The sequence below is a fragment of the Phenylobacterium aquaticum genome, from assembly GCF_022695515.1.
GTDB lineage: Bacteria > Pseudomonadota > Alphaproteobacteria > Caulobacterales > Caulobacteraceae > Phenylobacterium > Phenylobacterium aquaticum.
Window position 1 is genome coordinate 1 of sequence record NZ_JALDPT010000050.1, and the last position, 25,891, is coordinate 25,891.

Genomic DNA, 25,891 nt, shown 5'->3' on the forward strand with positions numbered 1-25,891 from the left:
CGGCCCCCGCGCCCCAGGCGCCCCAGGCCCAGCCCGGCGGCTGGAACGGCGGACGCGGCCAACCCAACGGCGATCGCAATGGCGACCGCGGCGGCGGCGGCTGGAACCGTGGCGGCGGCCAGGGCGGGGGTCAGAACTTCGGCCAGCCGGGCGGTCAGCCCCAGAACGGCGGGGATCGCGGCGGCGGCCAGAACGGCGGCGGGCGGACCTGGACCCCGCCGGCCGGCGGTCAGCCCGGCGCCCAGCCCAATGGCCAGCCGAACGGCCAGCCGGGCGGACCCGGCGGCTGGAACCGTGGCGGCCAGGGCGACAACCGCTGGAATCCTCAGTCTGGCCACGACGACCACAATCGCGGCAATGACGGTCGCGACAACCGCGGGAACAATGGCGGCGACCGCGACAACCGCTGGACCAACGGCGGCTATGGCGGCGGCTATAATGGCGGCGATCGCGACTGGAATCGCGGGGCCCCCAGGGCGGCCGGCCCACCTATGACCGCCACCGCTATCCGCCCCGCTACAACAGCCCGCAGCGCTATCGCGGCTGGGACTATCGCCCGCCGTCCGGCTTCTACATGCGCAGCTGGGGCTTCGGCGACATCCTGCCGCGCGGCTGGTGGACGCCCGACTACCGGCTGAACAACTGGTGGGACTATGGCCTGCCCATCCCGCCCGCCGGCTATGACTGGGTCCGGGTCGGCGACGACGCCCTGTTGGTCGACATGTGGTCCGGACGGGTGGTCGAGGTGGTCTACGACGTCTTCTGGTGACGATAAGGGGCGCGGCGTTTGGGCCAATGGGCTCGTAAGACGCCGCGCCGCCTTGACCTGCGCGCAATTTTCCTCTCCATAGCCCGGCCTTTGCTGCGGCGCCGTTGCGTGGCGTCCCAGCGACCCTTGTCCTCAGGAGAACAATCATGCGCGTCTACTATGATCGCGACGCCGACCTCGCCCGGATCCTGGACAAGAAGATCGCCATCGTAGGCTACGGCTCCCAGGGCCGCGCCCATGCGCTCAACCTGAAGGATTCCGGCGTCAAGAACGTGGTCGTGGCGCTGCGTCCCGGCTCGGCCACCGCCAAGAAGGTGGAAGCCGACGGCCTGACCGTCATGACCGTGGCGGAGGCCGCCGCCTGGGCCGACGCCCTGATGGTGCTGGCGCCCGACGAACTGCAACGCGGCATCTACGCCAACGAGATCGCGCCGAACATCAAGGACGGCGCCGCCCTGCTGTTCGCCCACGGCCTGAACGTGCACTTCAACCTGATCGAGCCCAAGGACACCATCGACGTGCTGATGGTCGCGCCCAAGGGTCCCGGCCACACCGTGCGCGGCGAGTACCAGAAGGGCGGCGGCGTGCCCTGCCTGATCGCCATCCATCAGAACCCGACCGGCAATGCGCTGGACTTCGGCCTGGCCTATGCCTCGGCCATCGGCGGCGGCCGCTCGGGCGTGATCGAGACCACCTTCCGCGAAGAGTGCGAGACCGACCTGTTCGGCGAACAGGCCGTTCTGTGCGGCGGCCTGGTGGAGCTGATCCGCGCCGGCTTCGAAACCCTGACCGAGGCGGGCTACGCCCCGGAAATGGCCTATTTCGAATGCCTCCACGAGGTGAAGCTGATCGTCGACCTGATCTATGAAGGCGGCATCGCCAACATGAACTACTCGATCTCCAACACCGCGGAGTACGGCGAGTACGTGACCGGCCCGCGCATCGTGACGCCGGACACCAAGGCCGAGATGAAGCGCGTGCTGGAAGACATCCAGTCGGGCCGTTTCGTCCGCGACTTCATGCTGGAGAACCAGGCCGGTCAGCCGAGCTTCAAGGCCACCCGCCGTCGCGCCGCCGAACATCCCATCGAGGATGTCGGCGCCCGCCTGCGCGCCATGATGCCCTGGATCACCAAGAACAAGCTGGTCGACCAGACCCGGAACTGACCGAAAGGCCAGCCCAGACACGCCAAGGCCCGGACGCAAGTCCGGGCCTTTTCGTTTGGGCGGAGGCGCGGCGGGCGGCGGCAAGAAACACGGCGCCTCCCCGGAACGGGGGAAGACCCGCAAGATGCTCCGCCCGATGCTTTTGAACGTGCCGGCCCAGTTGGGGGGCGGCCTTCATGAGGCATTGAAATTATGGCGAACACCCAAGGGCTCTCGGGCCTCGTGCGCAAAGCCGCGATCTGGTCGGTGGTGGTGGGTTTGACGGTCTCGGGCGGCTCCGCCGCGGCCCAGGGCAGTTGCGGACGGTATCAGCAGATCCTCCGGACGCCTTCGAGCGCCCAGGGCGCTCTGGAGGCCATGGTCGAAGTGATCAACAAGCTTGAGGCCAACATCGCCGCGATCGATGAGGATTGCGCCTTCGCGACGGAAAACCTCAGCGAGTCGCAACAGGCTCAAATGCGCCGGGACCTGGTCAACAGCCTGAACGTCGCCAAGCAGAATTGCCGGCAGCTCTCCGCTGGCGGCGGCGGGGAATGCTGATCGGGACAGGGTGATCACGGGACCGGCGCGCCGCCGGGCGCGGGTGCGTCGGTCCTCAGGCCAGTCGCGAGATGATCCGCACCAATTCGGCCTGGCGCGACACCCCCACCTTGCCGAACACCGCTTTCAGGTGCTGGCGGACGGTGTGTTCGCTGATCTCCAGTCGGCGCGCGGCGTCGTCAAGACTGGCGCCCTCGCCCAGCAAGGCGGCGACGTCCGCCTCGCGATCCGTCAGTCCAAAGAGGGCGATCAGCTCGCTGCGGCGAACGCGATGCGGCTGGTCCAGATCGGCGAGCGTCAACAGAGCCGCGGGACGGAAGACATCGAACACGTCGCGGTTGGGCGCGAGCGGAACCGCGCGCAGCAGAAGCCCCCAGCGGCTGTCGGGCCCCAGGAGCCGAAGAGGTGACGGGGGTTCGCTGTGGCGGCCTGGGCCCAGGCGCCCGCCAGGAACCGATCGACCCCGGCGCGGTCGCCCGGGCGGGAGGCGGTCAGCCTTCGCCGCCGAAGCCTCAGCATGGTCTGGCGCTGCAGCAGGGCTTCGAAACCCGCCGAGCACTCGATCAGGCGGCCGCTGGCGTCGATGAGGGCGAAGGCGCGGTCGGAATTCAGGGCCTGGGTGGTGATGAGTTCGCCCTTGAGCGACGCCGTGGAGACCGCGCGGGACGCCGCGATCACATTGACCAGGTGCGGCGTGAGCGCACCGAACACCGCGTGATGTTCGGCCGTCGCCATGCCGTGGCGTCTGGAGAAATTCGCGGTCAGAAATCCGACCTTTCCATCGTCGTTCAGCACCTTCGCGCCGATCAGATAGTAGTAGGGCGTCGTCTTCAGCCACTCGAGAAACTCGCGGCTGGACGGACTGGCGTGGTCGATCAGCGTGTGGTCGTCGGCGATCGCGCCCAGGCGCAGCGAAAGGGCCCGGCGCACGCGCGGATTGATATGGAAGATGCGCTCCTCGTAGCGCCGGAGCTGGTCGTCGTCCAACTGGACGGTGTTCTCCATGCTGGCGGCACCGGTCTCCAGGTCGGTCAGTTCAAGCGCGACGCCGACCGCGCCCACGGCGTCCTGCAGCTGGGCCATCGCGGTGATCCAGTGGGCCGGGTCCACGGCGGCGAGGGAGAAGGACTTGACGATGTCCGCCAGGCCCTCGTCATCAAGGCGCATGGTCTGGGTCCTCATGCCTGTTCATCCCACCCGCCTCTTATCCAATAGGTCGCCGCCAAAAGTTGTCGCCTTCACATTCGCGGTGCGCCCTTCCGCCTTCAACCTGCATCACGGCTTGGCGCCTGGCGCGGACAGGGCGCCCGCCGCGGAGGCCGATTTCAGCCCTCGCGCCAGGGGCGCGGGAAGGTGGCCAGCAGCTTCACCAGACTGGATTGCCGGTTGACGCCGGTCTTGATGAACAGCGACTTCAGCTGCGTCTTGATCGTCTCGCGCCCCACCGCGCGGGCGGCCGCGATCTCCTCGAGGGACTGCTCGGCGACCAGCCCCTCGGCCAGGGCGGCTTCCATGGCCGAGAGGCCATAGGCGCTCTGCAGCGCGGCGGTCGCCCCGGGCGGCGGCGTCATTTCCGGATCATGGATCTTGAGGATGGCGCCGGCCTCGCTCGCGAAACCGGCGGGCAGCACGGCGATCCGATAGGGGCGCAAGCCTGAGGGGCGATGACATAGAAAGCCGGTGCGCACCTCCGCCGCCTTGTCGATCACACCGGCGACGGCCCCGCGCAGAGCGCCTTCGAGGGCTGGCGCGGCGACGATGCGGTTTTGATGGAGCGTCAGGCCGTCCCGCTGGTCCAGGATCGCCTTGGCGCTGGCCGAAACGCTGAGGACCCGAAGGTCCCGGTCGACGCGCACCAGCCCCTGCTCCGACTGGTCGGCCAGGTCCTGCAGCCTGCCGACCTTCTCACGCTCACGCTCAAACATCCTGTGCAGATGGATGGTGCGCTTCAGATGGCCGTAGACCTCATCGAGCCGCGCCTCCTCCTCGGCCCCGAACGCGATGTCCCGTTCGGCCTTGTGCGTGGCGACCATCAGTCCGGGCCGCCCCAGGGCCGGCATGACGCCCAGGCATCGGCCCGTGTCGTCGCCAAACCGGCGGAAGCAGTCGTTGCGCATCGCCGTCCGTGCGAAGTCCTGCGGGCTCATGACGGCGTCAAGGGCTGCGGCGCGGCCGAAGTGGCCGACGTCGATCGCCAGCTGGGTCCAGGGATCGATATGGGCGAAATGCTCGGCGTAATAGGCGGTGAACTCGTCGCTCCAGTAGCAGAGCTGCATGTAGTCCGCCGTGCCGGCGGCGTTGAGTTCGACAAAAATGGCGGAGCGTGTGCCGACCGCCTCGGCGATGCGGTTGGACAGTTTCCCGAAAGCCTCATCGTCCCCGATGGCGCCATAGATGCCATCCAACTCCAACCGCACTGGTGAACCCCCGGTCCAGAATGGTCGTCACTCAGGCGCCCCCAACCGCCGAGGTCGGCCTTGAGCGCCTGTTCTAGGGGCGCCCGCCAAGCCAGGCTTCCCCCGTTTGGGGGAGGGGGTTTCTGATTGATATCGCCGTTATCCTTATAGGCTTGCGACGCCGACGTCAGCGCTTGGTGGTCCCGACCGCCCGCGCAAGGCCGCCACCGCCTAAAGCTTAGTCCGCGACATCCCCCGGTTGAGGGAAGTCGACCCATGCGCCAGTAGCTTAAGACTGGACGGGGGCGGATAGGGGGAGGCGCCAACTAGCGCTCCCGGTCCAGGCCCTGCGGCTTCCGTGACGCTCTGCCCCCGGCGCGCGCACGGTGTCGCGCACCCAAATCTCGCATCGCTTCGAAGGGGCGGCGAAGGCCCCGGGAGTTTCCACATGAAGATCAAAGCCTCAGCCCTTGGCGTCCTGTTCAGGGCCCTTGCCGCGATCAGCGCCCTGGGCCTGGTCAGCGCCACGGCGACCGCCGCCTACGGCGCATTCGCCGCGTCCAAGGACACCCCCGGCTACGCCGTCGAGCTTGCGAGCAAGATCAAGCAGGCCATCGACGACATCTCGCTGCAGCGGAACGAGGATGGCTCGCCCAAGTACAATCTCGGCAGCGATGCGACGGTCGCGGACTACAAGGCGGCGATCCTCGCCGCCGTGCAGCAGGCGACGATGAACTCCGCCGATGACGACCCGGAATTGGTCAGCGCAGCGCTCGGTATGGTGGCCGCCCAGTACGACGTCCTGACGCCCGGCAGCACCCTGGTGGCGGCGAACTTCGTCACCGCGTTCCAGGCGGTCCAACAGGAGAAGCTGCAAGACGCCATCGTGGACGCGGTCCAGGATGCGGTCCGTGGCGGCGGCCAGGCGGCGTCTGACAAGGCGATCGCCGCCGACATCGCCAAGACGATCAACATGGCCAACTTGCCGGCGGCCTCGGTCAAGGCGGCGTTCTCCTCGGCGAGTTCGCAACTGGCGCAATCGGGGATTGGCGGCGCCGCGGTCACAACGGCGATGGCCTCCGTTGACACCGCCATCCAGTCGGCGACGGGAAACATCGTCGCCTTGCCGTCGACCTCGTCCAACGGAGACGACCAGAGCAACACCGCCCTCAACGGCAGCCTGGTCGATCAGCCCAACAGCGGCGGCCTCGGGACCGACACGGCGGGCGGCCAGGTGACCACGGTCTATGTGGGCTAGCGCCTAGAGACGCAGGGGACGGGCCTGCCCTCACGCCGGCGCCCGCCTTTACACGGGCGCTCGGCTGGGCCTCCATGCACGCCGGAGGTCCCGCCCATGCCCAAGACCCGTCGCGACATCGTCCAGCTTTCCGCCGCCCTGGCCCTCGCCGGCGCGCCGGCCCTGGCCGCGCCGCCGCCGCGCAGGCTGAAGATCCTGATCCTGGGCGGCACCGGCTTCATCGGACCGCACCAGGTGCGCTATGCGCTGTCGCGCGGTCACCAGGTGACCCTGTTCAACCGCGGCAAGCAGCCCAAGGACTGGCCGGGCGAGGTCGAGGAGCTGATCGGCGACCGCAACACCGGCGACCTGAAGGCCCTGGAGGGCCGGAGCTGGGACGTCTGCATCGACAATCCCACCACCCTGCCGTTCTGGGTGCGCGACGCCGGCCGCGTGCTGAAGGGCAAGGTCGGCCAATATGTCTTCGTCTCGACCATCTCGGTCTATGCCGCCGACGACAGGCCGGCGGACGAGACCGCCGCGCTGGCGGTCTACAAGGGCGCCGATCCCATGGCCGAGACGGCCGAGACCCTGAAGGCTCATATGGGCCAGCTCTACGGGCCGCTGAAGGCGCTGAGCGAGGCCGAGGCGGCGCGGTGGTTCGGCTCAGACGTCACCGTGGTGCGGCCTGGGCTGATCGCCGGGCCGGGGGACGAGACCGACCGCTTCACCTACTGGCCCGTGCGGCTGGCCCGCGGCGGCGAGGTGCTGGCGCCCGGCGACGGCAAGGACCCGGTGCAGTTCATCGACGCCCGCGACCTGGCCGAATGGATCATCCGCGTCGCGGAACAGAAGAACCGGGGCGTATTCAACGCCACGGGGCCGGCGCGGCCCCTGACCGTCGCCCAGATGCTGGCCGGGGTGGCCAAGGGCGTGAAGGCCGATCCGAAGCTCACTTGGGTCGCTGCCGACTTCCTCGACGCCCAGAACGTCTCCGGCTGGACCGACCTGCCGGTCTGGGTGCCAGGGCAGGGCGAGACCGCGGGCTTCGCCAAGCGCGACATCGGCCGGGCGCTCGCCGCCGGCCTGACCTTCCGCCCCCTGCCAACCACCGCCGCCGACACCCTGGCCTGGTTCCGCAGCCTGCCGCCCGAACGCCAGGCCAAGCCGCGCAACGGGCTGTCTCCGGAGCGGGAGGCCCAGGTGCTGGCGGCCTGGAAGGCGCGGGGTTAGGCGATGTCGAATGGCGCCACCTAGGCGCGGGCGGGAAGCCATCTAGTCGAGCCGCCTCGTCCGCGACTTCATGCGGGAAAGCCAGGCCGGTCGGCCGAGCATCCCAACGAGGATGTCGGCGCCCGTCTGCGCCCGGGTGATCGCCTTACCACTTATTCATTTGCCACCCCCGGTCAGCCAACCGAGCGTCGGGGCATGCGTGTTCCTGCGATCCTCGTCGCCATGGCGGCGGCCTTCATCTCACTGCCCGCCTGGGGCGCAACGCCCTGCGCGGTCGGCGCCTATCGTCTGCCCGACGGCGAGGTGATCGATATCGGGGCGACCGATGGCGCCGATCTCCGTTGGCGGCGTTTTGACGGCGCGAGCGGCGGCCTTCACCAGGCGGCTGACGGTCATTGGACCAGCCTGTTCGGCTGGACCGACAGGCCCGATGGCAAGATCGTCGACCTGTCCCGCTGCGCTGCGGGCGACATCCTGTTTGACGGCCGGCCGGGGCGCCGGATCGCCTTCGACGTCACCGAGACCACCTTCTCCGGCAAAGGCGTCAGTCTGGCCGGGCGGCTGGTGTTGCCCAAGGGCAAGGGGCGCGTCCCGATCGTGGTGCTGGTCCACGGCGCCGAGTTCAGCTCCGCCCGCGACATGTATGCGCTTCAACGCCTGCTGCCGGCGGAGGGCGTTGGCGTGTTCGTCTATGACAAGCGCGGGACGGGGCAATCCGGCGGCAAGTACAGCCAGGATTTCCAGCTGCTGGCGGATGACGCCGCGGCGGCGATGGGTGAGGCGAGGCGGCTGGCGGGCGGCCGGGCGGGCAGGGTCGGCTGCCAGGGCGGAAGCCAGGGCGGCTGGGTCGTGCCCCTGGCCACCCTCCGCGCGCCGGCCGACTTCGCCATCGTCAGTTTCGGACTGGCGGTGTCGGTGATCGACGAGGACCAGCAGGAAATCGCCCTGGAAATGAAACTCAAGGGGCATGGTCCCGAGGAGATCGCCAAGGCCCTGGAGGTGGGGCAGGCGGCGGAGGCGGTGGCGGAGAGCGGGTTCACCTCCGGCTTCGCGGCCTTCGACGCCGTGCGCGCCAAGTATCGCGATCAGCCCTGGTACAAGGACGTCCACGGCAATTTCACCCATATGCTGCTGCCCCGTAACGAGGCGGAGCTGCGCGACCTGGGCAAGGTGCTGAACTGGGGCACGCCCTGGCGATATGACCCGATGCCGACATTGAGTGCGGTGCGGACGCCGGAGCTCTGGATCCTGGGCTCAGACGACCTGGAAGCCCCCAGCGCCGAGACCAGCCAGCGCATCGCCGGACTGATCGCCGCGGGCCGACCCTTCACCCTGGCCATGTTTCCGGGGGCCGAGCACGGCATGACCGAGTACGAGATCGACAGCCGGGGCGAGCGGGTCTCGACCCGGTTCGCGCCAGGATACTTCGCCATGATGCGGGATTTCGCCAGGACCGGGACCCTGGCGGCGGCCTATGGCCAGGCCGCCATCACCCGGGCGCCCGCCTCTGCACCGGCGGTTCGCTAGCGCTAGGCCTCGGGGTTAGGATGCCCGTGGTCCTTCTCATCGTGGTTTCTATTTTCCACCCCCGCCTGTTTGAGCGGCATGGTCGGCGCGGGGCTGGGTGATATCGGATTGTACGACCTAAGCGCGTGGCCTAGCTTGGCTGGATGAAGCCCTTCGCCGCCTCCCGGTTCATTGCGCGTTCGACGGCGGTGGTCATGGCGATCTTCGCAGGCGCGATGTCGGTCAGCTGCGAAGCGGTCGCCGCGCCACTTCCCGAACAACCCGACTCCGACATCGGCTACCACTCGGTGGCGATGGCCTATGTGGATCTCAGCACCAAACCCGGGATCGAGATCTCCAATCAGAATGGCTGGACGATCGCCACGGACGTAGCCGCCAAGACCATCTGGTCCTTCGCCCCCCAGGGCGATCCATCCTATCCGACGGTCGTCCGGCGCCAGGTGGTGCAGGAGGCGGGCGCCGTGGTGATCAAGACCCGGGTGCTATGCGAGGCGACCAAAGCGACCTGCGACGCCGTCGTGCAGCAGTTCGAGGGGTTGAACGCGCAAGCGAGCGCCCAGCTGAAGGGGCGGAACTGATTGAGCGGCGGCGCCGGATCGAGGGGCCGGAAGCGAGGCGCATTCCGAACGCCCCGTCAATCCCACGCGGCCTCAGGGGCGGGGGGATTCACACCTGTTGTGGCCCCTATTCCGCTCATCCCGGCGAATGCCGGGACCCAGATCCTATGGCTGGAGGGTTGATTGGAAGTCCTCGGCGGACCTGGAGCACGCATTGGAGCCATTCCATCTGGGTCCCGGCATTCGCCGGGATGAGCGGATGGGTGCGCTTACCTCAGTCAGAGCTCCAGCAGGTTATTCCTCCGACGAAAAAGCTAGATTAGATTCTTCCAAATTGCATTTCCCCCTCGAAGGAGAAGAACATAATCCAATCAAATTTGTCCGAGACAAAATAATGATGCTGTGGGTATTGAAAAATAATAGATTTCGAATTCTTAAATGCGGATATTGGTCCAGATATTGCTGAATCTGTCAGCGCGTCACCTACGTAGAATGCGCTCCCTGTGAGATTTTGAATATTTGCCGTGCGATCGAAGAAATTTGCAAATGAATGTGCCGTGCATTCAATTCGACCTTCAAAAACGGTCGCTCGGTCATGCAACAGGCTCCAATCAATTCGAGATCCGTTCAATGGAAATCTCGCCATAATTCTATCAAATATGGGTTGAGATGGGCCGATGAACTCCAACTGCCCATTTTCCAGGTAGGGACGAAGCTCGCGTCTCAGCTCGTTCTCATGCCAGCTGTGCAAAATCTCGTCTCCCCCTAGAATTCGGTGGCAGGGTCAATCTTCCCCATTTGCCTGGGTGAAGGTGCGAGCGCTGCCCGTCTCTCCGCTCCTCTCGGCGAAAGCCGGGGCGTAGATCCTGTGACTTCGCGACTTAACTCACCCATCGAGAAGTATATATATCAATAAAATCAATCAACTGAATAACCCGCCGCCCCCCCAAGCCCCCTCGTCCATGTTGACGTCAAACCGGCCGTGTCGAAACAGGTCGGCGTTTTCGGGGCCTCGGGGTTAGGATGTCCGTGGTCCTTCTCATCGTGGTTTCTAGTCACCACGCCCGGCTATTCGATCGGCCTCGGCGCGCGCCAGCGTGGTCATCACCAACTCGCGGCGGAAGGCGAACCCAAGCGTCTCGTAGAGCGCGATCGCGCCGGTGTTGCTCGCGTAGACGTGCAGGATCGGCGTCTCGCCACGGGCGCGGACCCGGGTGGCGATGCGGCGCATGAGGGCGGCGGCGTAGCCGTGGCCGCGGTGGTCGGGATGGGTGCAGACGCCGCTGAGTTCGGCGTGGCCCTCGGGCTTCATGCGCTCGCCGGCCATGGCGACCAGGCGGCCCTCGATCTTCACCCCGATGAAGGGCGAGAGCCCGTGGGTGCGCTCATAGAAGGGGCCGGGCTTGGTCAGCGTCGCCAGGGCCAGCATCTCCGGGGCGTCGGCCGGCGTGAGCGCCAGGATCTCGAACTCGACCTCGGGGACGGCGATCTCGCCCTCGGCGACCATCTGCCAGCACAGGGCTTCGGAGACCACGCGGGTTCCGGGGACCGGCGGCGGGGCGGCGGGTTCGACCAGGGCGACCTCGCCGTGGGCGGCGACCAGGGCGCCGAGGTCCGCCAGGCTGGCCTCCGACACATTGGGGATCGCCGCGAACAGGCCGATGGCCGGGTCATAGCGCAGGGCGGCGCCTTGCGCGACGGCGAGGGGCGCCTGGCGCCCGGTGAGGGCGGACCAGACCGGGCGGGCCAGGGGATCGGACATGTCGCGAAACCTAGCGCGCGCCTCGCCCGCGGCCAAGGTCGCCGCAGGATGATCGACAGCGCGGCGAGGCGCCCCGATGATGCAGGCCTGACTGTTTCGGAGCGTCCATGAATTCCCATCCCCTCGACCTCGCCACGACCCTGGAGCCGCTCGGCGAGGGCCGATTCCGGGGGGCGACCCACCCGGCCTATTGGAACATGGCGGGGCCGTTCGGCGGGGCGACGGCGGCCCTGATGATGCGCGCGGTGCTGGCCCATCCGGAGCGGCGCGGACGGCCGGTGGCCCAGACGGTGAACTTCTGCGCCGCCGTCGCCGAGGGCGAATTCGAGATTGCGGTGACCCTGGTCCGCGACGGCCGCTCGACCCAGCACTGGAACGCCGAGATGCGCCAGGGCGAGGCGGTGGTTACCACGGCGAGCTTTGTGACCGGGGCCGAGCGCGACACCTGGGCCCATGCGCCGGCCAGGCCGCCGGAGGTCCCGCCGCCCGGCGAGGTCGAGGCGATCCCGACGGCCGGCCGCATGCCCTGGTTCGATCGCTACGAATTCCGGGTGATGAACGGGCGCACCGTGTTCGACCTGGCCCCGCCCGGCGAGCTGGCCCCGGCCGACACCAAGGTCTGGGTGCGGGACCTGCCTGAGCGGCCCTTGGACTATGTGTCGCTGTCGGCGCTCGCCGACACCTTCCTGGTCCGCATCCTGCTGGTGCGGGGCTATATGGCGCCGGTCGCCACCGTGTCGCTGACGACCTATTTCCTGGCCGATGAGGCGACGCTGGCGGCGCAGGGGGCGCGGCCCCTGCTTGGGATCGCCGACGCCCACGCCTTCCGCAACGGCTTCGCCGACCAGTCCGCCGCGCTGTGGAGCGACGACGGGACTCTGTTGGCGGTCAGCCACCAGGTGACCTGGTTCAAGGCCTAGGACGGAGCGGAAAAGGCGGGCGGCGGGGACGCACCGCCCGCCCCGCCGATCTAGAAGCGAGCGGGGGCGAGGCCCGCTTCCCGCACGGCGATCTGATCCCTAAGCGCCATCTTGCGACGCTTCAGGGTCTGAAGACGGAGACTGTCGGGGGCGAGCCCGCGGGTCTCGCGCCGGATCTCGTCGTCCAGCGCCCGGTGCTTCCGGCGAAGGTTGTAGATGACGATATGGTCCATCGTGCTCCTCCTGTTCGAGGGCGACCGTTCGATGGTGCGGTTGGTCCGCGTCCGGGCGCCCTGATCATGCGGTCCGACATCACGATCACCTTGATCGCCAGAGGGGCCCGGCCCGCCCTCAAGAGATTGGCGAGCCGTTCGGGCGACGCAAGACCGTCGATGACGAAAATTCTCTGAGCGGTCCCTCTTGAGCCCTAGGACCGGGGCCCCAATGTCAAAGCTCGCGGGCCGGGCCCCTCTGGCGATCAAGGTGATCGCGATGTCGGACCGCATCGGGTGCGCTCGATGCTGGCTCAGGCGGTTCCAGTCCCCAGCCATGCCCTGCCGGCGACGAGCGCACCCCTCCAACAGAGGAGGGTGACGTGCATCCCAATTTCACCAATCGGCTGCGGGCCGAGTTACGCCGCATCAGCTGCGCGCTCGCCGCGGAACGGGCGCAGGAGCGGCCGGACGCCCGCCGCATCCGCGATCTCAAGGTGCGCCGCGAGTGGCTGACCGACGCCCTGTGGGCGGCCGAGATGCAGCAGTCCTGCGCGTCCGTGGCCTTGCCGCCCCCGGGCGTCAATGACGACCGGGAGCTGGAGCGATGAGCCTGCAGGAACTTGCCCTGGGCGAGGTCCTGGGCGCGCCGGCCTGGATGTGGGCGAGCTTCATGGCCCTGGTCGCCGGCCTGCTGGCCCTGGACCTTGGTGTGCTGCATCGACGCAGCCGCGAGATCGGCGTGGCCGAAAGCCTCGTCAATTCGGCGCTCTACATCGCCCTGGGGCTCGCCTTCGGCGGCTTCGTCTGGTGGCGGATGGGGGAGACCTCCGGCCTGGAATATCTGACCGGCTTCGTGGTCGAGAAGAGCCTGGCCATCGACAATGTCTTCGTGATCGCCCTGATCTTCTCGGCCTTCGCCATTCCGCAGCGGCTGCAGCACCGGGTGCTGTTCTGGGGCGTGCTGGGCGTGCTGGTCCTGAGGGGCGTGATGATCGGCGCCGGCGCGGTGCTGGTCACCCGGTTCGAGTGGGTGCTCTATCTGTTCGCGGGCTTCCTGGTGCTGACCGGGGCCAAGATGCTGGCCAGCCGGGGCGAGACCCACGACCCCGCCCAGGGCCGGATGTTCCGCCTGCTGCGGCGGGTCGTCCCCATGACCGACGGCCTACGCGGCGAGCGGTTCTTCGTGCGGGAGGCGGGGCCGGACGGCCGGATGCGGCGGCTGGCGACCCCCCTGTTCCTGGCCCTGGTGATGGTCGAGTTCGCCGATGTGCTGTTCGCGGTCGACTCGGTGCCGGCGATCTTCGCGATCTCGACCGAGCCCTTCATCGTCTACACCTCGAACATCTTCGCCATACTGGGGCTCAGGGCGCTCTATTTCGCCCTGGCGGCCGTGCTGCACCGCTTCGCCTATCTGAAGCCGGCGCTGGCGGTGCTGCTGATCTTCATCGGCGCCAAGGTGTTCGCCGCCCCCCTGCTGGGGATCGAGAAGGTCCCGCCCGCCGTGTCCCTGGGGGTGACCTTCGCGATCCTGACGACCGGGATCCTGTGGTCGGTGTGGAAGACGGGCCGCGCGCCCCGGCCTCAGGGTTTGGGGGCGTAGGGGCTGGCCGGCGTCCAGCTCGGCCGGGCTTCGGCGTTCGCGACCGCGGCGGTCAGCTTGTAGAAGAAGCTGTTGAACTTGGTCGCGGCGTCGAAGTCCATCGGCTGGGTCAGGTCGTCCTGCGGCCGGTGATAGCGGACCCGGTACCATTCCCGGTACCGGGCTTCCGCCTCGGTCCCCGGATCGAAGCCGAAGATGAAGCCGATGGCCGGGACGCCGATGTCCATGAACGGCCGGTGGTCGGCGCGGCTCAAGAGGCCGCGTTCCGGCTCCAGGTCCGGGCGGATCTGGATGTCCATGGTCGCCGCCACCTGGCGGGCGGTGGCGCCCAGGCTGGTGTCGTCGACGGCGAGCGCCGTGAGGATCTTGAGCGGGAAGAGGGGCCGCAGCTGGTCGAGATTGATGTCGGCGACCAAACTGCCCTTCGGAACCGTCGGATGCTTCACGTACCAGTTGGCGCCCAGCAGGCCCTTCTCCTCGCCGGTGAAGGCGGCGAACACCACGCCGCGCTTGTAGCCGTGCCCCTTCTGGCGCTCAGCCAGGCGGACCAGCAGGGCGACATAGGCCGCGTCGTCCAGGGCGCCGTTATAGAGCTTGTCGCCCCCCACCGGCTCGCCGAAGCCGTAGCCGTCGAGGTGGGCGCTGAGCACCAGGTGCTCGCGGGCCAGGGCCGGGTCGGTTCCCGGCAGGACGCCCAGCACGTTCTTGGAGGTGTAGTCGCGTCGGGCGAGGCTGAGGCTGAGCTTCAGCCGCGAGGGTATGTCGAAGGCGGCAAGGGGCTGCTTGTCGCCGCCGGCCTTGAGGATCGCGGCGGCCGACTGGCCGGACCCGGCGATCATGGCCTCGAAGCCGTCGGGGCTCAGGGTCATGGCCGGGATGCCGGTCGCGGGCTTGGCGTCGGCGAAGGTGATGGTGCGGGCGTAAGCCGCCGGCCAGCGATAAGGCTCGATGGTGAAGCCCGGATCGTCGACCTGGATGATCCCGGCGGCGCCGGCCGCCTGGGCGGCGGCGATGCGCTGGGCCGCCGTCGTCAGGCCCTTGCGCTTGGTGTTGAAGCAGACGGCGATCTTGCCGGCGATGTCGGTGAGGTCCGCCGGGGCGCAATAACCGCGGAAGGCCAGCGGGGCCTCCAGGCCGGCCGGGCTGTCCTCGGTCGGGCGGATGGAGATCTGGTGCAGGAAGCTGAGCGGCGCCTGGGCGCCGTCGGGACGGACCAGGGTGAAGCTGGCCTCCGTGACCGCGACCTCTTGCAGCGGGACCTCCTGGAACCAGGTCCCGTGCTCGCCGGCGGGTTTCAGTCCGGCCTTGGCGAAGCGGTCGGCGACCAGGCGGGCGGCGCGGTCATAGGCCGGGGAGGCGACGTCGCGGCCCTCCATGTCGTCGCCGGACAGGGCCTCGGTCATTTGCCACCAGGCCTTGGTGTCGGGGTCCTTGATCTCGGCGTCGCGCGGATGCGGCGCGGCGAGGGCGGAACTGGCGAGGAAGCTGGCGGCGAGGACGAGGGCGATACGCATGGGAACTCCGGTCGAGACGCCGGAAACCTTAGCCGATTGCGGGCCTATGCCCAGGGCAGGGCCGCCCGCCCCCGCAGGATCGCCTCGGTTTCGGGCGTGTGCTTGGCGCCTTCGGCAGGATGCAGCACCAGGGCGGGCAGAATGCGCAAAGGCGCCTTGCCGGTCTTGATGGCGCGGACCAGGACCCGCTTGGCGGGGGCGTCGGCGCGGGGGTGGATCGGCCGGATCTGCAGCGAGCCGCATTTCGCCGCCAGCAGGGCCAGGATGTCGCCCAGGCGGTCGGCGCGATGGATGAGGGTGATCGTCCCGCCCTCCCGCACCGCCTTGACCATGAAGCCGATCCAGGCGGCCAGGCCGCCCTCGGCCATCCAGGCCTCGGTCTTGGCCGGATGCGGCGCACGCAGGGCGCCGGGATCGTCGAAGAAGGGCGGATTGGCCATCACCGCGTCGAAGGGCTTCAGTCCCAGGCGGGAGAAGGGCTGGCCGATGTCGGCCTCCACGATCTCGACGCGGGCCGACAGGCCGTTGGCGGCGACATTGGCGCGGGCCAGGGTGATGGCGGCTGGATCACGTTCGACGCCGGCGAAGACTGCGTCCACGCGCCGCACCGCCGCCGCCAGCAGGGCGGCGCCCGGGCCGCAGCCGGCCTCCAGCACCCGGGCAGCGGCGCCGGCGTCACAGGCGGCCGCCAACAGGGCCGCGTCGAGCCCGGCGCGATAGCCCCGGGCGGACTGGCGCAGTAGGATCGCGCCGTCCAGCAGCCAATCTTCCGTCGTTTCGGGAGACGGGTCGGACAGGGCGGAAACGGGCGGAATGTCGGCCATGGAAACGGTCTGGAACCCGATAGGGGGCGGCGCGCTGCTTGTGCTCGCCTTGACCGTGCCTTATCGCGTTCCCATTGTCCTTTCGCAAACGGGACTCCCCCAGGTCCCATGCCCATGACTGGAGATTTCGTGGACGCAGCCAGCGCCGCGGTCGTCGCCAAGCCTGCTTCGGTGGATAGGCTCCTTGAGCTTGCGCGCCCGGACATGGCCGCGTCGACGCCCTGATCCGCGACCGCATGCAAAGCCCGGTGGCGGTGATCCCCGCGCTCGCCGAGCATCTGATCGGCGGCTCCGCCAAACGCCTGCGCCCGCTGCTGACCATCGCCGCGGCGCGGCTGGCCGGCGCGCGGGACGACGCCTGCCTGAAGCTCGCCGCCTCGGTCGAGTTCATCCACACCGCGACCCTACTGCACGACGACGTGGTCGATTCCTCGGAGCTGCGCCGCGGCAAGGTCGCCGCGCACCTGATCTGGGGCGCGCCGGCCAGCGTGCTGGTGGGCGACTTCCTGTTCGCCCGCTCGTTCGAGCTGATGGTCGAGGCCGGCTCCATGCAGGCGCTTGAGATCCTGGCGCGCGCATCCCGCGTGATCGCCGAGGGCGAGGTGCTGCAGCTGACCCGCAGCCACGACCTCAATCTGCCGCAGGACACCTATCTGGAGATCATCCGGGCCAAGACCGCCGAGCTGTTCGCGGCGGCGGCGGAGGCCGGGGCGGTGGCGGCGGGCGCGAGCCCCGAGCAGTGCCGCAACCTGCGCCGGTTCGGCCAGAACCTGGGCCTGGCTTTCCAGCTGGTCGATGACGCGCTGGACTATTCCGGCGACGCCGGGACGCTCGGCAAGAATTCCGGCGACGACTTCCGGGAGGGCAAGGCGACCCTGCCGCTGCTGCTGGCCATCGCCCGCACCGGCCCGGCCGAAAAGGCCTTCTGGGACCGCGCGGTGGCGCGGCGCGAGCAGGAGGACGGCGACTTCGAACGCGCGCGTCGGCTGATCGTGGAGACCGGCGCCGAGGCCGCGACCCTGGAGCTGGCCGCCCACTACGCCGACGACGCCAAGGCCGCGCTCGGCGACTTCGCCGCCTCCAACAGCTGGCGCCCCGCCATGGAAGACCTGGCCGACTTCGCCGTCCAGCGGAAGATGTAGGCGGCGGGCCTTAGGGCTTGGCGCTGGGCGGATCGGCGAGCGGCAGGGCGTAGGTCAGGAGCGCGGCCAGGGCATGGCCGGGCTCCTCGATCATCGGCAGGTGCGCCGAGTTCTCGAACCAGACCATCTGCTTCTTCGGCGCATGGAGCCGGCCGAGCCAGGCGTCGGCGATGGGCGCGGGCGTCGTGTAGTCGTGTCGACCCATGAACAGGATCACGGGCGTGTCGACGCGGTCGAGGTCCTTCAGGGAGATGTCGGCCAGCTGGGGCCAAAGCTGGGCCATGGTGAATTCGCTGCCGTCGTCCCAGGCCTTGCGGTCGGCGGTCGTATATTCCGGCGAGAGCCGACCGGCGTGGAAATAGAAGTCCCCGTCCGGCCGACCGGCCGCCAGGGCCCCGTAGTGCACGTTCCACTTCCGCTGGATCATGGTCTTGGCGAGGTCGAGGGCGCCGGGGCCGGGATAGGGCCGGATCGCCTCCAGCTCGCCGACGGCCGTCGCATTGCCGTCCCGGCGGGCCTGGTCGATCGTCCAGTCGAGGCCGAGCCGCTCGTTCTCGCGGAAGTCAATCACCTGGCCCATGCCGATATAGGCGTAGAGCAGGTCCGGCCGCTTGGCAGCGACGGACAGTCCGACCACAGAGCCCCAGCTGTGGCCCATCAGGAACACCTTCCGCTGGCCATAGCGCTTGCGCAGGTACTCGATGAGCTCGATGGCGTCGTCGCGATAGCGGTCGAGCTTCAGGGTCGGGGCCAGAGCCTTGGGATCGTTGAGCAAATAGGAGCGTCCCGCGCCGCGCTGGTCCCACTGGACCACGGTGAAGAAGTCCTCCCAGGGCCGCTGGAAGCTCCAGGCGATGGGCATTTCGACCGAGGCCGGGCCGCCGTGGACGAAGACCAGGATCGGGTTGTCGCGGTCGGCGCCGCGAACATTGATCACCTGCTTGGCCCCGCCCAGATCGACCTCCAGGGTCTCCTGGACGCCCTTGGGCGTCACGATCCGGTTGATGTCCGCGACGATGGCGCGGCCGGGCGCATAGATGTCGGTCGGCGCGGCGGCGGGGGCGGGCGGTGCGGTCTGGGCCAGGGCGTTCGAGGCCAGGCCCAGGGCGATCAGGACGGTTGCGAGGCGGATCATGGGGGCTCCCTTCGGTCCTTTGCCTAGGCGGTCGGAAGCGCGAAGGCAGCTTAATTCGCGGCAAGGTGGCGGCCGAAACGTGAACCGTCGCCCTAGGAACCCTCCGCCCGCTCGGACGCTCCACCCAGCCAGACAAGGTGAGGTGCGTGATGTTCGGTGGTCTAAGATTGTCCCGGCTGGGCGCCTTCAGTCCCCAGTTCCCGGACGCCGAAGCCCTCCACCGGGGGCTCGCCCACTGGAACCATCGCCGGCTTGAGCCGGCCCTGCCGGGGCCCGACTGGGAGGGCAAGATCACCGAGGACGCCCGCATGCTGCGGGTGGAGGGCGCCTTCATCGAGGCGTTCCGCGCCGAGATCGCGCCCCTGGTCGCGGGCGTTCCGAGCGAGCCCGAGGCCTTTCTCGCCTGGTTCGACGCCCTGAAGGACAGCGGCCCGGGGCAGTGGGATCCGCTGTTCAGCTGGCTGGAGACGACCGCGGGCATCGAGGACCTCAAGTGGTTCCTGACCCAGGAGGCGGCGGGGGAGGCCGGGTTCGACGACCTGGTGGCCCTGACCCAGGTCAAGCTGCCGGCGCAGCCCAAGCTGGAGCTGGCGCGCAACTACTGGGACGAGATGGGGCGCGGGAACGCGGCCGGCATGCACGGGCCGATGTTGGACGTCGCGACCCGGACCCTGGGCCTCACCCCGGCCATCGACCACACGCTGTGGCAGTCGCTGGCCCTGGCCAACACCATGACCGCATTCGCCACCACCCGACGCTACGTCTACCAGTCGGTCGGCGCCCTGGGCGCCGTGGAGCTGACGGCGCCGACCCGGGTGGTGTGTGTCGAGGCCGGCCTGAAGCGGGTCGGCGCGCCGATCGAGACGCGGAAGTATTTCGCCCTGCACGCCCAGCTGGACATCGAGCACTCCAAGGCCTGGAACGCCGAGGCCATCGCGCCCCTGGTCCGCGAACGGCCCGACTGCGCCCGGCACATCGCCGAGGGCGCGATCATGCGGCTGATCTGCGGAGAGCAGTGCTTCGAGACCTATCGCGCCCACCTCTGGGCCCACGCCCATCCGCTGGTCTATGCGGCCGAGTGAAGACGGCCCCTAGCGCCGGAGTTCGTGCGACCAGGGCCGATCAACGACGGGCAGGAATCCCTGGGCTTCCCAGAACCGCGCCGCCTTCTCGTCGCCGGCGTGGACGGTGACCAGCGTCGCCTGATCGAAGGCTTCCTGGATCAGGGCGCTGGCCAGGGTGCGACCGACCCCTTCGCGGCGCGAGGCCGGGCGGACATAGAGCCGGCGCATCCGCAGGGCGGGTTCGGCCGCCGGGGCCGGTTCCGCGGTCAGCCCGCCGACACCCGCAAGCTCGCCGCCCGCATAGGCGGCCAGCAGGGCGATGAAAAAAGGCTCGCCGGCCGAGCGTTCGGCGGCGAGCCTTCTCATGTTGTTGTGACCCTCCTGGTCGGCTTCCAGGCGCAGGGCCTCGAAGCCGTCGGGAAGTCCGTCCTCGATGCGGACCGGCTGGATCATCAGCCCGGGCTGATCATGTTCTCCGGACGGACATACTGGTCGAACTCCTCGTTCGTCAGGTAGCCGCCGCCGACCGCCTCTTCGCGCAGGGTGGTCCCGTTCTTGTGGGCCGCCTTGGCGATCTTGGCGCAGTTGTCATAGCCGAGCTTGGTGTTGAGCGCGGTGACCAGCATCAGGGAGCGCTCGAGCGCGGCCTTGATGTTGTCCTCGCGGGCCTCGATGCCGACCACGCAGTTGTCGGTGAAGGAGACCGCCGCGTCGGCGATCAGGCGGCAGGACTGCAGGAAGTTGTAGGCCATCACCGGATTGAAGACGTTCAGCTCGAAGTGGCCGCTGGCGCCCGCGAAGGTCATGGTGGCGTTGTTGCCGAACACCTGGGCGCAGACCATGGTCAGGGCCTCGCACTGGGTCGGATTGACCTTGCCGGGCATGATCGACGAGCCCGGCTCGTTTTCCGGCAGGCTGAGTTCGCCCAGGCCCGAGCGCGGGCCGCTTCCCAGGAAGCGGATGTCGTTGGCGATCTTGAACAGCGAGCCGGCGACGGTGTTGAGCGCCCCGTGGCTGAACACCATGGCGTCGTGGGCGGCCAGAGCCTCGAACTTGTTGGGGGCGGTCACGAAGGGCAGGCCGGTGATGGCGGCGATCTTCTCGGCCACCTTCTCGGCGAAGCCGATGGGGGCGTTCAGGCCGGTGCCGACGGCCGTGCCGCCCTGGGCGAGCTCCAGCACGCCGGTCAGGCTGTCGCGGACGCGCTTGATGCCGTTCTCGACCTGCTGGGCGTAGCCGGAGAATTCCTGGCCCAGGGTCAGGGGCGTGGCGTCCTGGGTGTGGGTGCGGCCGATCTTGATGATGTGGGCGAAGGCGTCGCGCTTGGCGGCCAACGCCTTGTGCAGGTGCTCCAGGCCCGGGATCACGTCGTGGGCCACCTGTTCGGCGCAGGCGATGTGCATGGCCGTCGGATAGGTGTCGTTGGACGACTGGCTCATATTGACGTGGTCGTTGGGGTGGACCGGCTTCTTGGAGCCCATCACCCCGCCCATCATCTCGATGGCGCGGTTCGAGATCACCTCATTGGCGTTCATGTTGGACTGGGTGCCGGACCCGGTCTGCCAGACGACCAGGGGGAAATGGTCGTCGAGCTTGCCGTCGATGACCTCCTGGGCCGCGGCGATGATGTACTTGGCGATCTCGGGGTCGAGGCGGCCGAGCTCCATATTGGCTTCCGCGGCCGCGCGCTTGACGATGCCCAGGGCCCGGATCACCGGCTTGGGCTGCTTCTCCCAGCCGATCTTGAAATTGCCGAGGCTGCGCTGGGACTGGGCGCCCCAATAGACGTCGGAGGCGACCTCGATGGGGCCGAAGGTGTCGGTTTCTGTGCGGGTCGCGGTCATGTCTCTAAAGCCTCCAGCCAGTTCGCCCGGTCGGTTTAGCGATCCGAGACGAGACTGCAAGAACGAGAGGCCTTATGGACGCGCATGGACGAAGCTTGGACACAGCACGGCAAGGTGCGGGCGCGGTCGATCCCGGCGGGGATCGAGATCGTCGTCGACGGGGTGACGACCCAGGCGCGCTATTACAAGCCGCTGATCTATGAGTTCTTCCGCAAGGCCTGGCGCGGCGCGCGGCCGGCCTGGGGCGAGTACGCCGTCGAGATCGCGATGGAATATGTCGGCGATCCGCCCTGGATGGATCTCGACAACCTGGCCAAGGCCCTGCTGGACGCCATCAAGGGCTACGCCTTTCACGACGACGCCCAGGTGGCGCGCCTGCTGGTCGAGCGCCGCGCCGGCGAGCGCGAGCGGATGACGATCGTGGTGACCCGGCTGACCGAGGGCGAGGACTGGCGGATCAGGCCCGCTTAGGCGCGGGCTTTTCCAGGGCCTGGGCGATCAGCAGGGCGTAGGCGACGATGACCAGGGTCGCGTAGCGGCCGACGCTCTGCGGCGGCAGGGCCGGCAGCAGGTGCGCGAAGTTCACCGCCAGGGCGCAGGCGCCCAGTATGCCCGGGGCCGCATAGATCAGGGCCGCGATCACCCGCCTCCGCCGCGGCAGATGGCGCAGGCGCGCGGTGAGCTGAAAGAACATGGCCGTGGCGGCCGCTACTAGGACCGCATTCAGCGCATAGAACCAGAAGGCCTGCTCGATCACCCCTCGGGCGAAGGCCACGTAGAACAGGGTCGCGGCGCCCCAAACCAGCGCGCCCACAGCCCCAAACCAAAGTCCGTCCTGTTTCGACACGGTTTCCCCCTCCGTTCGCCTGATGCAAGCACAGGCGTGCGACAGGCGTGCCAAGGAACGCCTGTTGGGAGAACCGGGATTTGCGAGGGGTCGCGCGACGGGCGAGCGCGCCGTCGGCCGTGGCGGCGTCCAGACACAGTAGCGCCCGCATCTGGGGGGATGCGGGCGCGGGTCGCCGTCCTAGACTTGGGGGGAGCTAGGGGCTCAGCGATACTGTTGCAGACGCGTGGTCCGCAGGCCGGCCAGGCCGTGCCGGTCGATCGATTTCTGCCAGGCGAGGAATTCCTCGTTGGTCAGAGAATAGCGCTCACAGGCTTCATCGAGCGTGAGCAGTCCGCCTCGGACCGCGGCCACGACTTCCGCCTTGCGCCGGATGACCCAGCGGCCCGTGTCCGGCGGCGGCAGGTCGCCGATCGTCAGAGGGGCGCCCGTCGGGCCGATCACGTAAGGTTCGCCACGGCTGTTCGTCCGGGTCTGCTGTTGTTGCAACATGGCTTTACGCCTTTCCCACCATCATTCTTCAGTGGGAATATAACCGGCAGGACATAACAGCCGGTGAATCGCAATAGTAAAGAAAGGTCTAACCATTCGCTCCCCCGTGTACTAATTCGACACAATCAAAGATGTCGAGGCGAGTTAAAGCCGATTAACATCAAGATTTATCGAATAATGCTGATCAACTCGGTCAACATCTGATCGGCGGTGGTGATGATCTTCGAGGACGCTGAGTAAGCTTTCTGGGTCGAGATGAGGCCAGTGAACTCAGCGGAGAGGTCGACGGTGGACGCTTCCAGCGTGGAGGAGGCGATCTGGCCGGCGCCGGCCACCTTCGGCTGCTTCACGGAAAATCCCCGGACGGAATCGTCGGCTCATAGGCGTTGCCGCTGACCGGCTTCAAACCATCGGGGTTCGGGAAGGTCGCCAGACCGATCTGGGCGATCTTGCGGATTTCCGAGTTGTCGAAGATCGCCGAGACGACGCCGCTCTCGTCGACCTCCACGCCGACCACGTTGCCGACCTGGGCGCCGTCGGGGTTCACCGACTTCACGCTGGAGACCGAGGCGTACTGGCTGAGCTTGGAGAGGTCGAGGGCGATGGTCGAGGCGCTGAGGCCCTTGCTGGCCGCCCAGGCCGGCGCCACGCCGCCCGTCGAGGAGTCGATGGACAGCGACGGCGTATTGCCCGCGGCGCCGAACAGGGTGGTGTTGGTCTGGTCGAAGGTGCCGTCCGAGTTGAACACCACCTTGCCGGTGGCGATCTGGCCGGCGTTGCCGGTCGAGACCACGTCGCCCTTGGGGACCGCGTACATTTCCGCGTGCCAGGTGTTGGGCGCGCTGGAGTCCTTCAGGAAGGACATGGCCAGCTTGTGGGTGTCGCCGACGGAGTCGATGACGTTCATCTCGATGGTGAAGTCGGGCTTCACGCCGGTGGTGTTGTCGTCGGCGTAGCCGGCCATCGAGGTGGCGGCGGCCGAGGCATTGTAGGTGGAGTCACCGACCGAGCCGGTGATGCCGCGCTGGTCGACGTTGGCGTTGATCACGACATTGGAGGTCGCCCGGACGGCCGAGCCCAGGTTCTTGACGTTGATCGACTGCATCTTGGTCAGGTCCGACGGGCTGGTGTCGACCGTCCCGTCGGTCTTCACCGGCCAGCCCTGCAGATAGAGTTTGGCGTCGTTCACCAGGTAGCCGTCGGCGTCGACGCTGAACGAGCCCGAGCGGGTGAACTTGCGCGAGTCCGACGCCGTCAGGCCGCTGCTCTTGTCGGTCACGACGAAGAAGCCGTCGCCCGAGATGCCGAGGTCGGTGGGCGAGGAGGCGCTCTGGATCAGGCCCTGCTGGGACACGAAGGAGCGGGTCACCGCCTGCACGCCGCCGGCCGAGTACTTGCCCTTGACCGCCTGCGCCGTCACCACGTTGGCGAAGTCGACCGCATTGCGCTTGTAGGCCGTCGTATTGACGTTGGCGATGTTGTCCGAGATCGCCGCGAGGGCGGAGGAGTTGGCGACCAGCCCGGAAACGCCGGCGGCCATTGCGCTGTTGATACTCATGCGGGCTTGCCTTCTTTGACTGTCGAGGTCGTCTCAGGGGTCATGGAAATCCGGCGGGCCATCAGGCGGCCGCGTCGGCTGTGTTCGTGGTGGTCGTGTTGTCGTTGGTCGTGGCGCTCGACGTGCTGGTCGAGGTCGTGTCGACCTGGGTGATCGCCGTGACGGTCTCCCAGGGGATCTGAGCGCCGCCAAGCGTGATCAGGGTCTTGCCGTTGGTCTGCTCGACGCCGGTGACCACGCCCTTCACGAACACCGTGGGCGATACGTCAGCGCCGGCCGAGTCCTTGGCGGTCACCTTCATGGTGTAGGGGCCGCCATCGCCCAGCTGCTTGCCGGACAGGTCCTTACCGTTCCAGCTGTAGCTGTGATCGCCGGCCGACATGTCCGTCGGGGCCGCGACCTGGACGACCTTGCCGCTGGCGTCGAGGATCTCGAGCTGCACGCTGCTGGCCGCGCGGGGCAGGTTGTAGTTCCAGGTGGCCTTGCCCTTGACCAGGCCCTGGTCGGCCGAGGAGGCATTGACCTCCTTGCCGATCAGGGCGACCGCCGTGGAGATCCCGCTGCCGGTGTTGGTCACCAGCTGCTTCAGGAGGTCGTTGGAATAGATCTGCTGCTCGACGCCGGTCATCTGGGTCAGCTGCTGGGTGAACTGGTTCGAATCCAGCGGCGACAGCGGATCCTGGTTCTTCAGCTGCGTGGTGAGCAGGGTGAGGAAGGTGTTGAAGTTGGTCGCGAGCCGCGCCTTGCCGAGCGCGCCGCTGTCGGTGGCGGCGGTGGTCGTGACGCCCGTGGTCGAGTCGACAGCCATGATCTAGATCCTGATGTCCACGCCCGAGGCCGGGCGAGCGCGATAGGCGAGAGCACTGGTGAGGGCGGCGTCGGCGCTGCCGCTGGCGGTGTCGAGGGCGGCCTGGAAGGCGCGACCCCGCGCCTGGCCACCGCCGTCGGAGGTCGACTGGCCGGTCTGGTTCTGGCTGGCCTGACCCTGGTTCGGATCACCCGCCCAGTCGAAGGTCATGCCGCCGGACATGTCGAAGCCGGCCTGTTCAAGGGCGTTCTGCAGTTCGCCGGCCCGGCCGCGCAGCTCGGCGGCGGCCTGGGGGTTCTCGAAGGACATGGAGGCGGTCAGCCGGCCCTGGGCGCCGATCTCGATGCGCACGTCGACGCGGCCCAGGTCGGCCGGGCTGAGCGCCAGGTCGAAGCGGGTGGTGCGGCCCTCCAGCTTCTTGACGATCTGGGCGGCGAGGGTGGCGACGGTCTCCGGCGAACCGCGCACGGGGACGGCGGCCTTGCTGGTCCCGGTTGCCTGGTCGGCGGCGAGCGGGGCCGCGGCGGCAGGCTGTGCGGCGGCGTCCTTAGCGTCGGCCTCGATCTTGGCGTCCTCGTGCGCCGCGCCCGAATCCACCGCTTCGACGGTCGCGCCGTCGGCGGCCAGGCTCGAGGCGACCGTGGCCGCGCTGGAGGCGGAGGCCGCCGTGGGGGGCGCCACCGGCGGCGGCGGCGGGGTTGGCGGCCTGGGCGGCGCTGGCGGGTGCGGCGTCCTTGCGGG

Annotated in this window: 27 protein-coding genes and 2 pseudogenes; 13 read left to right on the forward strand and 16 right to left on the reverse strand. The window is 68.4% G+C overall.

Features of this window, described 5'->3' with window-relative positions:
• The coding region (locus MQH10_RS23820; RefSeq protein WP_242566476.1) for a hypothetical protein at nt 1-338 on the reverse strand (338 nt) is incomplete at its 3' end.
• Nucleotides 339-574: 236 nt separating this feature from the next.
• On the opposite strand from MQH10_RS23820, the gene MQH10_RS23825 reads away from it, so the two are divergent.
• From MQH10_RS23825 to MQH10_RS23835, 3 genes are all read left to right on the forward strand, one after another.
• A complete protein-coding gene (locus MQH10_RS23825) occupies nt 575-769 on the forward strand; it encodes an RcnB family protein (protein WP_242566477.1) in 195 nt (64 codons plus the stop codon).
• Between the two features lie 146 nt (nt 770-915).
• Complete coding sequence (gene ilvC, locus MQH10_RS23830) at nt 916-1,935, forward strand: ketol-acid reductoisomerase (RefSeq protein ID WP_242566478.1); 1,020 nt, start codon at nt 916-918, stop codon at nt 1,933-1,935.
• A 192-nt stretch (nt 1,936-2,127) separates the two neighbouring features.
• Nucleotides 2,128-2,475 carry a hypothetical protein gene (locus tag MQH10_RS23835; protein WP_242566479.1) on the forward strand — a complete coding sequence of 116 codons (348 nt, stop codon included), beginning with the start codon at nt 2,128-2,130 and terminating at the stop codon, nt 2,473-2,475.
• 55 nt (nt 2,476-2,530) lie between these two features.
• Here the strand turns inward: MQH10_RS23835 and MQH10_RS23840 are convergent, their stop codons facing one another.
• The 3 genes from MQH10_RS23840 to MQH10_RS23850 all read right to left on the reverse strand — a co-directional run bounded on the left by MQH10_RS23840 (nt 2,531) and on the right by MQH10_RS23850 (nt 4,892).
• Nucleotides 2,531-2,776 (reverse strand): helix-turn-helix domain-containing protein, encoded by a 246-nt coding sequence (locus MQH10_RS23840; protein ID WP_242566480.1) that lies wholly within the window; start codon nt 2,774-2,776, stop codon nt 2,531-2,533.
• Nucleotides 2,773-3,642 (reverse strand): hypothetical protein, encoded by an 870-nt coding sequence (locus tag MQH10_RS23845; protein ID WP_242566481.1) that lies wholly within the window; start codon nt 3,640-3,642, stop codon nt 2,773-2,775. Before MQH10_RS23845 ends, MQH10_RS23840 begins: the two co-directional genes overlap by 4 nt.
• Before the next feature lie 158 nt (nt 3,643-3,800).
• Nucleotides 3,801-4,892, reverse strand: coding sequence for a helix-turn-helix transcriptional regulator (locus MQH10_RS23850; protein ID WP_242566482.1), 1,092 nt, complete (start codon nt 4,890-4,892; stop codon nt 3,801-3,803).
• A 427-nt stretch (nt 4,893-5,319) separates the two neighbouring features.
• On the opposite strand from MQH10_RS23850, the gene MQH10_RS23855 reads away from it, so the two are divergent.
• From MQH10_RS23855 to MQH10_RS23870, 4 genes are all read left to right on the forward strand, one after another.
• Nucleotides 5,320-6,129 (forward strand): hypothetical protein, encoded by an 810-nt coding sequence (locus tag MQH10_RS23855; RefSeq protein WP_242566483.1) that lies wholly within the window; start codon nt 5,320-5,322, stop codon nt 6,127-6,129.
• 96 nt (nt 6,130-6,225) lie between these two features.
• A complete protein-coding gene (locus MQH10_RS23860) occupies nt 6,226-7,341 on the forward strand; it encodes an NAD-dependent epimerase/dehydratase family protein (protein WP_242566484.1) in 1,116 nt (371 codons plus the stop codon).
• Between the two features lie 195 nt (nt 7,342-7,536).
• On the forward strand, nt 7,537-8,868 hold the full coding sequence (locus MQH10_RS23865) for an alpha/beta hydrolase family protein (protein ID WP_242566485.1): 1,332 nt from the start codon (nt 7,537-7,539) through the stop codon (nt 8,866-8,868).
• A 194-nt stretch (nt 8,869-9,062) separates the two neighbouring features.
• Nucleotides 9,063-9,446, forward strand: a complete 384-nt coding sequence (locus MQH10_RS23870; protein WP_242566486.1) for a hypothetical protein — start codon at nt 9,063-9,065, stop codon at nt 9,444-9,446.
• Between the two features lie 1,030 nt (nt 9,447-10,476).
• Here the strand turns inward: MQH10_RS23870 and MQH10_RS23875 are convergent.
• On the reverse strand, nt 10,477-11,187 hold the full coding sequence (locus MQH10_RS23875) for a GNAT family N-acetyltransferase (RefSeq protein ID WP_242566487.1): 711 nt from the start codon (nt 11,185-11,187) through the stop codon (nt 10,477-10,479).
• A 107-nt stretch (nt 11,188-11,294) separates the two neighbouring features.
• Here MQH10_RS23875 and MQH10_RS23880 point away from each other — a divergent pair, with 107 nt between their 5' ends.
• On the forward strand, nt 11,295-12,107 hold the full coding sequence (locus MQH10_RS23880; RefSeq protein WP_242566488.1) for an acyl-CoA thioesterase: 813 nt from the start codon (nt 11,295-11,297) through the stop codon (nt 12,105-12,107).
• Between the two features lie 50 nt (nt 12,108-12,157).
• Here MQH10_RS23880 and MQH10_RS23885 read toward each other — a convergent pair whose 3' ends face one another.
• Complete coding sequence (locus MQH10_RS23885; protein WP_242566489.1) at nt 12,158-12,340, reverse strand: YdcH family protein; 183 nt, start codon at nt 12,338-12,340, stop codon at nt 12,158-12,160.
• A gap of 362 nt (nt 12,341-12,702) precedes the next feature.
• Here MQH10_RS23885 and MQH10_RS23890 point away from each other — a divergent pair, with 362 nt between their 5' ends.
• Nucleotides 12,703-12,930, forward strand: coding sequence for a hypothetical protein (locus MQH10_RS23890; RefSeq protein ID WP_242566490.1), 228 nt, complete (start codon nt 12,703-12,705; stop codon nt 12,928-12,930).
• Nucleotides 12,927-13,922 (forward strand): TerC family protein, encoded by a 996-nt coding sequence (locus MQH10_RS23895; RefSeq protein WP_242566491.1) that lies wholly within the window; start codon nt 12,927-12,929, stop codon nt 13,920-13,922. The genes MQH10_RS23890 and MQH10_RS23895 overlap by 4 nt, the downstream gene beginning before the upstream one ends.
• Here the strand turns inward: MQH10_RS23895 and MQH10_RS23900 are convergent.
• Both MQH10_RS23900 and MQH10_RS23905 read right to left on the reverse strand, forming a co-directional pair.
• Nucleotides 13,904-15,436 (reverse strand): M28 family peptidase, encoded by a 1,533-nt coding sequence (locus MQH10_RS23900; RefSeq protein ID WP_242566492.1) that lies wholly within the window; start codon nt 15,434-15,436, stop codon nt 13,904-13,906. The two genes, MQH10_RS23895 and MQH10_RS23900, sit on opposite strands and share 19 nt — an antisense overlap.
• Nucleotides 15,437-15,480: 44 nt before the next feature.
• Entirely contained in the window at nt 15,481-16,260 is a 780-nt protein-coding gene (locus MQH10_RS23905; protein ID WP_242566493.1) for a tRNA1(Val) (adenine(37)-N6)-methyltransferase, read from the reverse strand.
• 114 nt (nt 16,261-16,374) lie between these two features.
• On the opposite strand from MQH10_RS23905, the pseudogene MQH10_RS23910 reads away from it, so the two are divergent.
• Nucleotides 16,375-17,402: pseudogene (locus MQH10_RS23910) on the forward strand (polyprenyl synthetase family protein).
• A 10-nt stretch (nt 17,403-17,412) separates the two neighbouring features.
• Here the strand turns inward: MQH10_RS23910 and MQH10_RS23915 are convergent.
• Nucleotides 17,413-18,537, reverse strand: a complete 1,125-nt coding sequence (locus MQH10_RS23915; RefSeq protein ID WP_242566494.1) for an alpha/beta fold hydrolase — start codon at nt 18,535-18,537, stop codon at nt 17,413-17,415.
• 149 nt (nt 18,538-18,686) lie between these two features.
• On the opposite strand from MQH10_RS23915, the gene MQH10_RS23920 reads away from it, so the two are divergent.
• On the forward strand, nt 18,687-19,619 hold the full coding sequence (locus MQH10_RS23920) for an iron-containing redox enzyme family protein (RefSeq protein WP_242566495.1): 933 nt from the start codon (nt 18,687-18,689) through the stop codon (nt 19,617-19,619).
• Nucleotides 19,620-19,628: 9 nt separating this feature from the next.
• On the opposite strand, the gene MQH10_RS23925 is transcribed toward MQH10_RS23920, so the two are convergent.
• Together MQH10_RS23925 and fumC are read right to left on the reverse strand one after the other, a co-directional pair.
• Nucleotides 19,629-20,054, reverse strand: a complete 426-nt coding sequence (locus MQH10_RS23925) for a GNAT family N-acetyltransferase (protein WP_242566496.1) — start codon at nt 20,052-20,054, stop codon at nt 19,629-19,631.
• On the reverse strand, nt 20,054-21,445 hold the full coding sequence (fumC, locus tag MQH10_RS23930; protein ID WP_242566497.1) for a class II fumarate hydratase: 1,392 nt from the start codon (nt 21,443-21,445) through the stop codon (nt 20,054-20,056). The genes MQH10_RS23925 and fumC overlap by 1 nt, the downstream gene beginning before the upstream one ends.
• Nucleotides 21,446-21,529: 84 nt before the next feature.
• Between fumC and MQH10_RS23935 the strand changes: the two genes are divergently transcribed.
• The gene (locus MQH10_RS23935; RefSeq protein WP_242566498.1) at nt 21,530-21,916 is read left to right on the forward strand and encodes a RusA family crossover junction endodeoxyribonuclease; all 387 of its coding nucleotides are present in this window, start codon (nt 21,530-21,532) and stop codon (nt 21,914-21,916) included.
• Here MQH10_RS23935 and MQH10_RS23940 read toward each other — a convergent pair.
• The 5 genes and pseudogenes from MQH10_RS23940 to MQH10_RS23960 form a co-directional block, all read right to left on the reverse strand.
• Nucleotides 21,903-22,292 carry a DUF5367 family protein gene (locus tag MQH10_RS23940; RefSeq protein ID WP_242566499.1) on the reverse strand — a complete coding sequence of 130 codons (390 nt, stop codon included), beginning with the start codon at nt 22,290-22,292 and terminating at the stop codon, nt 21,903-21,905. The genes MQH10_RS23935 and MQH10_RS23940 overlap by 14 nt on opposite strands.
• Before the next feature lie 204 nt (nt 22,293-22,496).
• A complete protein-coding gene (gene sciP, locus MQH10_RS23945; RefSeq protein ID WP_242566500.1) occupies nt 22,497-22,784 on the reverse strand; it encodes a CtrA inhibitor SciP in 288 nt (95 codons plus the stop codon).
• Between the two features lie 167 nt (nt 22,785-22,951).
• Nucleotides 22,952-24,342, reverse strand: a pseudogene (locus tag MQH10_RS23950) (flagellar hook protein FlgE).
• Nucleotides 24,343-24,403: 61 nt separating this feature from the next.
• A complete protein-coding gene (locus tag MQH10_RS23955) occupies nt 24,404-25,150 on the reverse strand; it encodes a flagellar hook assembly protein FlgD (RefSeq protein WP_242566501.1) in 747 nt (248 codons plus the stop codon).
• A gap of 3 nt (nt 25,151-25,153) precedes the next feature.
• Nucleotides 25,154-25,891 (reverse strand): flagellar hook-length control protein FliK (locus tag MQH10_RS23960; protein WP_242566502.1); only part of this gene is annotated, 738 nt, incomplete at its 5' end.